4 protein-coding genes are annotated in these 13,862 nt (G+C 44.7%); 2 read left to right on the top strand and 2 right to left on the bottom strand.

What is annotated here, in order from left to right; genetic code table 11:
* Window positions 1-61 precede the first annotated feature (61 nt).
* Window positions 62-10,636: a tandem-95 repeat protein gene (locus tag AB4138_RS15450; RefSeq protein WP_372306657.1), complete on the top strand. Its 10,575-nt coding sequence runs from the start codon at window positions 62-64 to the stop codon at window positions 10,634-10,636.
* An 88-nt stretch (window positions 10,637-10,724) separates the two neighbouring features.
* On the opposite strand, the gene AB4138_RS15445 is transcribed toward AB4138_RS15450, so the two are convergent.
* Window positions 10,725-11,918: a class I SAM-dependent methyltransferase gene (locus tag AB4138_RS15445; RefSeq protein WP_108082860.1), complete on the bottom strand. Its 1,194-nt coding sequence runs from the start codon at window positions 11,916-11,918 to the stop codon at window positions 10,725-10,727.
* Window positions 11,919-12,046: 128 nt separating this feature from the next.
* Window positions 12,047-13,450 carry a methyl-accepting chemotaxis protein gene (locus tag AB4138_RS15440; protein ID WP_102319806.1) on the bottom strand — a complete coding sequence of 468 codons (1,404 nt, stop codon included), beginning with the start codon at window positions 13,448-13,450 and terminating at the stop codon, window positions 12,047-12,049.
* 88 nt (window positions 13,451-13,538) lie between these two features.
* Between AB4138_RS15440 and yccX the strand changes: the two genes are divergently transcribed.
* Window positions 13,539-13,826, top strand: a complete 288-nt coding sequence (gene yccX / locus AB4138_RS15435) for an acylphosphatase (protein WP_017059706.1) — start codon at window positions 13,539-13,541, stop codon at window positions 13,824-13,826.
* The last annotated feature ends 36 nt before the right edge of the window (window positions 13,827-13,862 follow it).

Here is a 13,862-nt window from a genome sequence, read left to right as displayed (position 1 = left end):
TTTCTACAGTGTCGATGCGGCCGGCAACATCAGCATCACGACAGCGGGCGTTTCGGCGGAGGTGAACGACTTCGAGCAAGGCACGAACAGTGGCGATTACCAGATGGTGATGACCGACGGTTACGGCTCGACAGCGGAAGCGACGGTGACCCTGAAAGAGAGCAACGTGAACGAGGGCCCAGTAGCGATTGATGACACATATGAAACTCATAGTGAGACGCTGCTCTTCTCTGAGTCCTTTGAAAACATGACAAACACAGGTCGTTGGACAGTAGTAACTGGCGACGAACTGGGTGATTGGGAAGCAACAAATGGTCTAGAGATTCAGCGTGACGGTCTCATAGCTGAAGCGACAGACGGTGACTACCTCGCTGAGCTTGATGCTCATCAAAACACCGCGATCACAACAAGTATTAATACGTCAGACCAAGATAGCGTTCGTGTTGAATTTGATTACAACCCTCGACGAGACGGTAATTCATCTTCTGACATGACGTTTAAAGTCGGTGACACGTTAGTTACTGTTCACGCCGATGGAACTCTATCGGGTGCCGACGGACTTAATGTCCAAATAGGGCAACCTGACGCAAATGGTTGGTATAAGATCACGGCTGAGTTCGAAGTCCAAGGGGACGTTACGGACCTTACATTTGCAGGCGCTGGTGCTTCAGATAGCTACGGTGCGTTGTTAGATAACATTACAGTGACAGGTATTAATCAATCTAAACTTGTTACTGCTGAAGACACGTCTATCACGATTTCTTTTGATGAATTGTTGGCGAATGATACTGACATTGATGGTGATGAGCTCTCAATTGTTGTGGGTTCAATTACCTCCGCGACTAATGGTGAGCTGTTTGTCGACTACACAAACAATACAATTACATTCACACCGGATACCGACTATAACGGGGAGGCAACTTTTAAATATAAAGTGACCGATGGGAACGGTGGGGAAGACGAAGCAGAAGTTACGCTTAATATCACTCCTGTGAACGATGCACCAGTGCTGATAGGTGATTTGTTGGGTGAAGTGGATGAAGAAGGCAGCTACACCATTACGGCTGAGGACCTAGGCTACACGGACGTTGATGATACTGACACAGGTGTGACCTTCACGGTCGGCAACGCGAGTGACGGCATAATCTTAGTCGGTGGTGTTCCGTCGAACCATTTCACTGTGGCGCAGTTGGCGGCGGGTGAAGTGACGTTCAAACATGACGGCAGTGAAACCACGTCAGCGTCGTTCGATGTGAACGTTGAAGACGGCAACGAAGATGGTAGCACACCGGTAGCCAGCACTTTCAACTTGACGGTGACGCCAGTGAATGATGCGCCGGAACTAACAGGCGATTTGGCGGCGGAAGTGGATGAGGCAGGCAGCTACACGATCTCGGCAGCTGACTTGGGTTATACAGACGTTGACGATACAGACACAGGCGTGACCTTCACGGTCGGCAACGCGAGCAACGGCACAATCTTAGTGAACGGCGTCGCGTCAAGCAGCTTCACGGTGGCGCAGTTGGCGGCGGGTAAAGTGACGTTTAAACATGACGGCAGCGAAACTACGTCGGCGTCTTTCGATATTAACGTTGAAGACGGCAACGAAGATGGCAGCACACCGGTAGACAGCACGTTCAACTTGACGGTGACGCCAGTGAATGATGCGCCGGAGCTGACAGGCGATCTGTTGGGTGAAATGGATGAAGCAGGCAGCTACACCATCACGGCGGCAGATCTTGGCTACACGGACGTTGACGATACGGACACAGGCGTGAGCTTCACGGTCAGCAACGTGAGTAACGGCACAATCTTAGTGAACGGCGTCGCGTCGAGCAGCTTTACGGTGGCGCAGTTGGCGACGGGTAAAGTGACGTTTAAACATGACGGCAGCGAAACCACGTCGGCGTCTTTCGATATTAACGTTGAAGACGGCAACGAAGATGGCAGCACACCGGTAGACAGCACGTTCAACTTGACGGTGACGCCAGTCAACGATGCGCCTGTAGCCATCAGTGATTCTTACAAAAACGTTCAAGAAACCATATTGCTCACTGAGTCATTCGAAAATATGGCAAACCCAGCGGGTTGGACGGTTGTTTCTAAAGACCCATCAGAGGTATGGGACTTTACTAATGGTATAGAGATTGAGCGAGACGGCTTAATTGTTGATGCTACCGACGGTGATTTTTACGCAGAGCTAGACCCACATAAAAACACGGTGATGACGACATCAATTGATACGTCGGATCAAGACTCTTTGAGGGTAGAGTTCGATTATAACCCTCGCCAAGACGGCAACTCGTCGTCTGATATGACTTTTACTGTTGGGAATACAACTATTACGCTGCATGCGGATGGAACAGTGACTGCTCCAGAAGGCATTTCTGTAACACTAGATGGTCCGGATAACAAAGGTTGGTATCAAGCAAATGCTGAGTTTGATGTTAGTAGTGATGCTACTTTAATCGCTTTTGCTGGTGCGGGTAAATCTGATTCGCTTGGTGCGTTCATCGATAACATTACAGTTACCGGAATAGATGCACCCAAACTCATAACGGAAGAAGATCAGGCTCTTACTATTAGTGGTAGTGAGCTGCTAGCCAATGATTTCGATGTTGATGGGGATGACATAACCATTTTTTCTGTCAACGCAACCGATGCTACAAACGGTTCTGTTCAGCTGATAGATGGCAATGTCGTGTTTGAACCTAACCAAGACTTCAATGGTGAAGCGACTTTCGAATACACCATTGTTGATACTCATGGTGAAAAAAGCACTACGACAGTGACCGTTAATGTAACACCAGTAAATGATGACCCTATCGCGAACGATGATTCAAGAGAATTAGGTGATAACCTGATCGTCAATGGTAGCTTTGAAGACTATGAATCGGTATCAAATGCCGGTTGGGGTTCTCGAATCGACCAACTAGATGGTTGGTCCTACGATGCAAGAACTGGTGCTTTAGATTCAGTTCAAGAAGGCTATGCTGTTGATGAAACAGACGGCGATCGTATGATTGATATGGAAGGTAACGGTGACAATGTAACCCTTACCCAACAAATTCAAGGTGTGGAAAGCGGTACCCTATACCAACTGTCTTTTGATACGGCAATGTACGAAAGATTGCCGAGTGCTGAGCTTGAGGTCATTTGGAACGGCGAAGTCATTGCTACGATCACCCCTGAAAGCAACATAATGCAAACTCAGTTATTGGAATTATTAGGTGGTAGTGGAGATGGTTCAAATACCCTTTCATTTAGAGAAGTTGGTACTGAAGGCGACAAGAGTGGGACTTATCTAGACAATATCAAATTTCAAGAAGTGATTAAAAGCCTTCAGACACAAGAAGATATAACTCTCGATATCCCTAGTAGCGAGTTACTTTCGAATGATTCTGACGTTGATGGTGATACGTTAATTATTTTAGATAGTTTAGTGATTGATCCAACATACGGTCAGGTTGAGTTAATTGAGCTACAAGATGGTTCTCAAACCGTTCGTTACACTCCAGCGGATGACTTCAATGGCATCGCTACGTTTACTTACACAGTTTCTGACGGTAAAGGTGGTACTGATACCGCCGTGGTTACGATTAATGTCACTCCAGAAAATGATGCCCCAATATTTGTCAAAGATGGAGTGCCGATTGGCGATACTGATCAAATAAGTGTATCGACTAAAGAGGATAACTCTGTATCTGGTAAGGTTACTGCAACTGATATTGACGACACTGACCTGACTTACACGGTGAGCCAACCTACAAACGGTAGTGTTGAGATCGACCCTGAAACTGGCGAGTGGAAGTACACTCCGAACAACGAGTTTGATGGAGATGATTCATTTGTTGTTACCGTGTCGGACGGTAACGGTGGTACAGATACGGTTGTAGTGAATGTTGATGTATTACCTGTCGCCGAGCTAACTGTTAAGGCAGGCCAACCAGTGACAGAAGCAGAAGAAGCGTTCCTATCTTTTGAAATCAACCTAGATGAGCTTGTCTCTGAGAACGTTGGTCTTGCTCTTACACTAGGGGCTGCAGGGGATTCTGCAACTAAAGGTGTCGATTACGAAGACAATATTTACGTTAAAGATGGACAAGATTATAAAGCGCTTTCAGAGCAGGAGCTTGCCGATCTAATTATTGCTAGCGGCTCGGGTAGCTTAGAAGTCTTCATCAAGGTTCTTGATGATAAATTGCTTGAGGGTGAAGAGACTGTAACCCTAAAAGCTAGCTCAACTAGTGAGTTTGTTGAAAATGACAAACAGGACTCAGGTACAGCTAAGATTGTCGATGAGACAGACACAAACGACAAAGATACCGTTACAGTTGGGCTGACTGGTCCCGATTCAGTTATTGAGGGTGATAAGACAAGTCCATTTACGATTACGCTAAGTGAGCAAGTGCCTGAAGATAGTGTGGTTACTCTTCAGTACTCTTACACAAATGCGAGCAATGAAGATATTGTTGAAGTTATAACTGTAAACGTAGACGCAAATACAAATACAGCGACCTTTGAGATTCAAACTGAACAAGACAACGAATACGAAGTTGGACAAGAGTTTAACGTTAGTGTTGTATCCGTAACCCAAGATGGTACCGATGTATTTGAGAAGCTAGATACTTCTAGTGCTGATAAAAATGTAGCTATTGACGATAGCCATGATAACCCGCCAAAAGCTGAAGACTTCTCTATTTCTCTCAATGCAGATGGCTCTTCGCAAGTTATTTTCGATACCGGGATGGGGACTATCGAAGGTGATGGTACAGACCATATTTCTGATAATGAAGATGATAACGATAATGACGCAGATACAAATCTCGGCGTGATCATCACAGAGCTGCCTGATTCAGGAACTCTTTACTATGTCGATGGTAATAACAAGGTTGAAGTGGTAGTTGGGCAGACGTATGCAGATCCTAACAACATCGTTTATGAAGATGACCAAGAATCAACAGGCTTCTTCTTAGGTGTTGATGATACATCCACATTAGATAAAGGCCCTCATAGCACTGCAGAGTTTCATAACTGGGGTGATGAAGTAGATGCGTATACTCGCGAACTGAAGTTTGATAATGGTGATGTCGTCACCATTACCTCGGAAGGTCGAAATAACGTTGACGCCAAGCCTTTAGTACAGAACAACAGCCAGCAAGGCCATATGGGTTTCGGTATTGCATCGACTAATCGCGGTATTCACCAAGATGAGGTAATCAACATTGATTTCTCTTCTCGTCCAGCGGACTCAGTAACGGTTGGTCTAAGCGGTTTGGGTGGCTGGTTTGCCCCAAATGCTGATGATAGTGTTCAATCAAGAGCCGAGATTACAGTCACCTTTGATTATGGTAATGGTGTCACAGAAGACAAAACCTTCCTTTATGATGACACCCACAATAATCAAAATGTCACGATTGTCGCTCCTGAAGGTGCTGAGATTGTTTCGGTGGAAGCAAGCACACAAGGACCAGGTAACTGGGAGCTGACTTCTCTTGAAGCTAAGGCGTCAGATTCATTCGAATATAAAGCGGTAGACAGTGATGGTAACGAAAGTGAAGTTAAGACAGTTACTATCGATAAGTCTGGTGACCTGAATGCGAATAACGATCCGCAAGGCTTCGAAGTTAAACTGGGTGAGTTCAGTGAAGACAACGACTCTCCATGGTCAGCCGAAGGCGCTGAGCTAAATGCTAGCTTCAATGGCCAAGATAAAGACTTCGCACACAGCGGCATTAAGATTGGTGTTGCCGGCAAAGTAGGTGGATTGGGTGCTCAGATTGAATATGATCGTGCAGAGCAGCAATCTGAGAAGTTTGAAATCAACTTAGATAGCCCTGCTACTCAGTTTACATTTTCAGTATCTAACTTGTTTAAAAACGAAGGTAATGACGGTGATTTCACTGATAACCATGAACAAGGCAGTTGGGTAGCGTACCTCAATGGCGTAGCGGTTGCAGGTGATACGTTTATTGCTGAAGACGGTAACAATAAAGGTACTTACGAAATAACACCGCTTGGTCCTGATGGTACTCCAATCGCGTTTGATACTGTGGTATTTGAAGCAACTGAGTATTCCAACCAAGCAACGAATGATAATGATGCGTCAGATTACTTCCTAACTGGTTTTAAAGCCTCTAGTGAAGGCGCGTATGCAGTGAATCAAGGCGGCATTCTTGAGATTCCAACATCGAAGCTTGCTGGCATTATCGGTTCTGAGCTTCTAAATAACGATATCGATTCAGATGGCGACAATCTACGTATTACCTATGTATACGGTGAAACGGAAGGTAATGCGTATATCAAAGACGGCATCGTATACTTTGATTTAACTGGCGATGATTTTGTCGGTGAAACAACGTTTAAATATCAGGTTACTGATGATAATGGCCAAATCGCGAGTGCTGAAGTTAATGTTATCGTCAACCCTTTACCGACTCCTTCTAGTGTTGCGTCTGTAGACCTGCTAGCAGACTCAGTAGTTGAAGGTGATGATCTTGGCTTTAAAGTAATTCTGGATTCAAGTGCACTTGTTGAGTCTGTATTGGACGTTACTTTTGGTAAGAACACGGATGCTGCGAATGATTCGGGTGAAGAAAAAGATCTCGACTTGAGTCAGGTTCGTTTTACTAATGGCGTCACCTATGATCAGCAAAGTGGAAAACTGATTGTCCCAATTGGAGTGAAGGACTTTGCAATCTTGATTCCGACAATTGATGACAGTCTCCATGAGATCGCTGAAACCTACACCGTGACTGTTGGTGGTGAATCCTCTGTGGGTAGCATTACTGATAACGATGAAGCTCCAATTATCGATACAGTGAGCAACGCGGTTAATCTAAATAATGAACAAGTAATTGAAGGCGATATAGCCGTCTTCACCGTGAACCTAGTTAACACAAGCAGCCAAGAGACTCGATTCGACTGGTCGTTAAACTCAGGTTCTGCCGAGCTCGGTGATAACAAAGATTTCACCGACAACGTAGAGTTCACTGAGGGCGTGACGCTTGTTAATGGTCAGCTTGTTGTGCCTGCGGGAGTAACGTCGTTTGACATCAAGGTACCAACTAACGAAGACGGCATTGATGAGTTAAATGAGAACTTCACGCTCGAAGTGGATGGTAAGCAAGGTATTGCGACGATCATTGATAACGATGAAGCACCGCAAGCACAGGACTCACATGTCATTGGCGATGAGGCACAAGCCCAAGGTTCATCGATTACGTTTAAGTGGGCCGATTTCAACGTTTCTGATGCAGATTCCAGCGAATTGTCGATTGTTATCACTAGTGCTCCAGGTGCGGGTGATATGTATCTGTACAACGAATCTACTGATGAATGGGTTCTGTTAAATACTGAAACGATTGGTACAGGTGTATCAGTAAGCCAAGAGCAGGTAGAACAAGGTTTCTTGATATTCAACCCAGTAAGCTATGAATCTAGTACATCAATGTTTGATGAAGATAATGTAGTAACTGGTAATAATCAGCAAGATTATGCGGAGTTTAACTACCACAGTTCTGATGGCATCAACACCAGCTCTAGTACGACGATGTCGATTGATATTCGCCCTGATACGACACTTGCCAAGTTAGTTGTAGAATCACCAAATGTAGATTTAGATGAAGGTTTTAAGTTAGAGCAATGGGAGAACCTAGACTTTGATTACAACAATGGTAGCGGTGTCGCTCCGGACGTTGTTGAACAAGCAATCGAGTCTGCAGGTGTTGCCAACACTTCAGAAGTTACACAGACGCCAGACTTTGGCACTCAGAACTCTCCAGCTATCGAAAACATTTCGAGCAAACTTACTGGTTTGGTATTCCTAGTTGCTGGTGAGTCATACGTGTTTAGCGGTCATGCAGATGATTCATTTAGACTTGAAGTCGGTGGTGAAACCATGGCCTCTCAAACTTGGGGTGGAGGTGGTACCTATGAGTCTTCAGCCTTTGTACCATCGGCATCAGGTTGGTACACAATTACTGCATTCCACGACAACGAGGCTGGTCCAGGTAATGCCACTATCAGTGTCGCAGTTGGTGGCAATGAACCCGTAGACTTTAACACGGACAACTTTGATATTGTTCCTGATGTAAGTTCGCTTGAGGATAAAGTTAATATCGGGACACAGGTTGAACATGAATCCTTAGAGGGTGGTTATTACCCAGCGTTCGATATTAATGAAGGGCTGGAAGATACCTTTATCAATGTCTCTAAGATCACTACGCAGCTTGTTGATACCGATGGTTCAGAGACGTTGAGACTCGTCGTGTCTGGTTTACCTGAAGGTTCAATTGTTAAACTTGGAGATCAGGAGCTTGTTGTTAATGCTGATGGTGAAGTTGATATATCTGCTTGGTTAACATCAAATGGTACTGCCGAAACAGTGCTCGCTGATCTGATGATTCAGGTTGATGAGCCAGGCACTTATAGCGTTAAGGTTGAAGCTATTTCAGACGAGATTGTCGGCGATACCAGTGAGATTTCGAATGGGGCCTTCGAGCTAATTGTCCATCCAGTACCTGTTGGACCAGATGCTGAAAGTAAGGAAGCCTTTGGACAGGAAGATACTATTTTAGTGCTATCGATTGATGATTTTGGGATTGAGTCTGGCAACGATGTAGTGATAACTCATCAACCACTCGATGGAGCGTTGGTGATTAACCTTGGCACTGATCAAGAGCCAAATTGGCAGCCACTAAACTCGAATCAGATTACATCGGCTCAATTAACTTCAGGCGTGATTGGCTTTAATCCGGATATTAACGAATCTGGTTATGACGGCTTTAATGTTGATGGTGTAGGCAATAAATCGAATGACTACGCTGAAATTAAGTTCAAGGCTGTAAACGAGAATGGTACGTCAGAAGAGCATACGCTTACGGTAGATATTACGCCTGTGGCTGATGCCCCATTAGTAGCTGTTTCCATTGGGGATATTACCTTTTCCAACGGTATCGACGTATATCAAGAACTTGTTGGGTTCTCCCAGTTGACTACTACAGAGAAAAACACACTACTTACAGAACTTAAATTAGATGGTTTTGAGGAAGGCAGAGTACTTAACGCGGATATTCATGAGCACTTACATCAAGGCGGATCTAAGGACAAGCTTTATGTTGGTGACCAAAGTCAGGACTCGGACCACTATATAGGTGGTGCGGGCAACGATTGGTTCGTATCAGGCGCTGGAAATGACAAAATTGAAGGTGATGAAACTACCAGTGATATAGGTGTCGATGGGTATGACACTGTAATTTACTCAGGTCCAGTTTCTCAGTACATAATCACAGATCTAGGCGATCATGGTGGAGGTGTCGGCCACTGGCTAGTGCGAGATACGAAGGGGACCGATACACCTAATGATCAATATACTCCTTCTGATGAAAATGGAGACCACTTATATGAAATTGAACGATTGATTTTCTCTGATGCTATCGTTGAACTAAACAACATAGATGGAAGCTATCGTATTGTTCAACAACAGGAAATCCCTGTCGATATAACGGTTTCTTTGCAAGATACGGATGGCAGTGAAATCATTAAAGGTGATTCGGTTACGGTGAGTGGTATTCCGTCAGGGGCGAAACTGTATGTAGATGGAGTACTGCAAACGCCAGTCAATGGTACAAGTAATTACATACTTGCACTTGCTGTTGATGCAGCTGGAGTTGTGGGGACGGTAAGTGCTCAATTAGTATTCCCGGCGGATTATACTGGAAATCGTGATTTTGGTATTACAGTTGAAGCAGTTAGTGAAGAGCAATATGTTACGGGAGCGGACAAATTTGCAAGCTCTACGGCAACTGCAGAAATTGAGGTTCCTGAGCCCGTAACACCAACCACGATTAGTTCTTCTGGAGATGTCACCGACACGATTACCGTAGATGGAGCTGACCTTCAATGGCAGAAGCATCAATTCTCTGCTGGGAATACAGAAAATGAGAGAACATCAACGTTTGATAATACAAACACCGATTACCTTGTTGATGTTGGCAAAGGTGGTGATTACGTTCAACTAGGAGGTGGAAACGACACGGTTTACCTTGGGGGGAGTGAGTCATTAGCCAAGAACCCTAAAGACGGTGCGGCTGAGCGTGATGATTTTGTATCGGAAGGCGATAGTTATAGACCAAGTATGAATAAGAATGACAGCATCGATATTGCTTTCACTGGTGACGGTAACGATACAGTTTACGGACAAGCAGGTATCGACGCTATCGATGGTGGTACTGGTAATGACTACTTAGATGGTGGGAGTGGTGATGACGCACTTAAAGGTGGAGTTGGTCAAGATACGCTGATTGGTGGTCTCGGAAACGATATCCTTATTGGTGGTGATGACGCTGATATATTCAAGTGGGTTGATGGTGATTTAGATGGAAGTACCGATCGAATATCTGATTTCAGCATCGCGGAAGGAGATAAGGTTGATTTGTCTGACTTATTTGCTGATGCGCCAACTCAACAACAAGTCACTGAGTTGTTAGACAACATCGAGGTTGAAGGAGGCGAAGTTAACTCCGCCATGGTTGTAGAAAAAGATGGACAGCAAGTTAAAATTGAATTTGATGGCCTCTCCGCTGCAGACTTGACGAATAGTTTGTCTGACATCCTTGTTATTAAAGACGATTGAGTTTGCTGATACCAATAAAAAACCGAGATTGAAGAATCTCGGTTTTTTTATGAACTGTAACGCTGTTTCTTAGATTGGTAATTTGTATTTAAAGAACCTTACAAGCGAAACCTTTCAGGTAGAAACCTTCTGGGTAGGCAGTGTCTGTTAGGTGGTCGGCTGCTTGTTCGAAGCGTTCTACGAATTTAACAGTGCGGCCTGCATCTAATGCTGCATCAGCAATGATTTTTTGGAACAAATCAGTACCCATTAAGCCAGAGCAAGAGTAGGTGAGTAGAGTGCCACCTGGTTTCAGGATTTGCATCGCAAGCATGTTAACGTCTTTGTAGCCGTTAGCGCCTGAAGTTAGGTTGTTCTTACTTGAAACAAACTTTGGTGGGTCCATGATCACTACGTCAAACTTAGTGCCTTGGTCACGGTATTCACGAAGCAGTTTGAAAACGTCAGCGTTTAGGAACACAGCGCGCTTTTTCGAGATATCAAACTCATTAAGTTCAGCGTTGAGCTTAGCTGTATCAAGAGCAAGTTGAGATACATCAGCGTTGATAACACGCTTTGCGTCGCCTTTCAGTGCGTAAAGGCCAAAACCACCTGTATATGAGAAACAGTTAAGGACATCTTTGCCTTTAACGTACTTCATCGATTCTTTGCGGCTATCACGTTGGTCCATGTAGAAGCCTGTTTTGTGGCCTTCCATAATGTTCACGCTGATTTTAACGCCATTTTCTTCAATCACGATAGATTTTGGTGGCTCTTCACCATGAAGAACGCCGACAACTTGTTCTAGGCCTTCTTTCTTACGAACTGCCACGTCTGAACGCTCGTAGATGTTGCAGTCAGGGAAGCACTCGATTAACGCTTCAACCAATACGCTTTTGTTAAACTCAGCGCCAGCACTTAGCAGTTGGCAAACAAGAAAGTCTTGGTATTTGTCGATTGTGATACCTGGTAAGCCATCAGACTCTGCGGCCGTTAGGCGGTAGCCCGTTAGACCATCACGTTCGATAATGTCTTCTCGTAAAGACTGTGCGTCTTGAATTCGTTTTACGAAGAACGCCTTGTTGATCTCTTCTTTTTCAAATGTCCAAACACGAGCTCGAATTTGAGATTCTGGTGAGTAAGCCGCTTTTGCAAGCCACTGACCATTTTGAGCATATACGTCTACAGTTTCACCTTGTTTTGGTTCGCCTTCGACCTTATCGATACCGCGTGAAAATACCCAAGGGTGTTTGCGGCGTAGTGATTTATCTCGGCCTTTAGCTAGATGAATTGAAGGAGTCATAATTTACTCTGTTTGTTGAATTTGAAGGAGGGGTATTGTCGGGGAAGTGCAGGTGAAAAGCAAATAAGAAAGGGCTGCAGAAGCAGCCCTAGTAATGATTAATCAACACATTGTGGTGGATATCAGTATTAAGCTTTAAGACCTGTCAGCAAACCTTCCATCGTATCGCTTTGTTTACGAAGTTGGTCAACATTGGAATTACTCTTACTGATCATCTCGCAGATACTGTCTGACTGATGACGAATCTCTTCAACACTCTGTGCAATGTTGTCAGCGACTACGCCTTGTTCTTCAGCCGCGGTAGCAATTTGAGTGCTGCTATCTGAAATAGACTGGTTTTTTTCCGCTAATGAACCGATCTCGACGTTCACTTCTGACATCAGTGTTTGGCCTTCGTTAGCATTGTTCACCGTGACTTCCATCAGCTTGGTCAGTGATTGACTGTTACGTTGTAATGATTCAATCATGCTTTGGATTTCAACCGTTGCTTGCTGAGTACGACCGGCAAGGGCACGAACTTCATCGGCAACAACAGCAAATCCACGACCTTGCTCGCCAGCACGTGCGGCTTCGATAGCTGCGTTCAACGCTAACAGGTTAGTCTGTTCAGAAATACCGTTGATGGTTGTGACTACTTCATCGATCTGCGCCGCGTTGGCATCCAGTTCTTCTACTGCTTGTGAAGCGGACTGGATCTCTTGAGATAGGCTAGAGATAGACTCCAGTGTATTTGAAACCTTGACTTGACCGCTCTGAGCAACGCCGCGAGCGTCCATCGTTTGTGAGCTAGACGCATGAGCAAGGGTAGCGACTTCGCGAATGGTAGCCGCCATTTGTTCCGTTGCACTTGCTAAGCTATTCAGGTGTTCTTGTTGGTTACCTGAGATGTCTGAACTTTGTTGTGTTGACTGGTTCAAGTCCGAGCTGATCTGCTGCATGAGAGCGACAGACTCTTGGATTGATAGAACCATGTTTTGTTCACGCTCCGCAACTTTATCGATTGTAATCGCGATTTCACTGAACTCGTCACGAACTAAGAAGTAGTTCATGCGGCAAGTTAAGTCGCCATTCGCAAGCGTGTTCAGAGCTTTGTTCATAGAGAACATCGCGCCGCCAATAAAGGTCATGATGTAGTAAACACCTAGTGCGATAAGCGTTAGGGTTACAGCGATGATAGAAACCTGAGTCGTCGATAGAGCAGACCAAAGGTTTTGGTCATGGTTAGCAACTAGGCTGAACGCTCCATTCATCACTGAAACAGAACCAGCACCGTAGCCTAAAGAGATGGTTTCAGAGCTGCTGACAAGCTGAGCTACTTGATCTTTAGTGAGTTGACCCGCTTCGATAAGCCCTTTCATCAAGAGCATTTCTTCTTGATAAAGGTGAGCAAGTAAAGAGTCCGCGGCACTATCTAAAACGAGAGTTAATATAACCAGGGCGAGAAGAGGCAATAAGAAGAGTAGATAGAACTTTTCTTGGATTTTTAGGTGAATGAGATATTTGTCAATCCAACGAAATGGGATTTCTTTCATAATCGTTATACTCGAAGTAAGTCCACCAATAAGCGGTGAATGAATAGAAACTCGACTATATCATTCATATAATTTATGAGGCAACGTTATGGAAAGTTCACAATATATTTTTGTCGTGTCAGGCGTAGTTCAATGTGTTGGGTTCCGTTACCACACCAGTAGGCAGGCGCAAGCTATGGGTCTCTCAGGTTATGCAAAGAACTTAAATGATGGTCGAGTTGAAGTGTTAGTTGTCGGAGAGAGTCAGCAAATTGAGAAGTTACATGCTTGGCTCTATATTGGCCCTTCGAGCGCAACAGTAGACAACGTTGTGATGCATCAAGTTAAAGATAGTGAGCGCCAAGACGTACGCATAGGGGCGTTTAAAATACTGTAGTTGTAGCACTACAGTATTTTATATTGAACGTAACTT

This window comes from Vibrio sp. 10N.286.52.C3 (assembly GCF_041468865.1).
GTDB lineage: Bacteria > Pseudomonadota > Gammaproteobacteria > Enterobacterales > Vibrionaceae > Vibrio > Vibrio crassostreae_C.
Note: the sequence above shows the minus strand (reverse complement) of the source record. Positions and strands in the feature narration are given on the sequence as shown.

Excerpts from the sequence above, each read along its gene's own strand:
- AB4138_RS15445 (WP_108082860.1), bottom strand. The coding sequence starts at position 11,918 with ATGACTCCTTCAATTCATCTAGCTAAAGGCCGAGATAAATCACTACGC.
- AB4138_RS15440 (WP_102319806.1), bottom strand. The coding sequence starts at position 13,450 with ATGAAAGAAATCCCATTTCGTTGGATTGACAAATATCTCATTCACCTA.
- yccX (WP_017059706.1), top strand. The coding sequence starts at position 13,539 with ATGGAAAGTTCACAATATATTTTTGTCGTGTCAGGCGTAGTTCAATGT.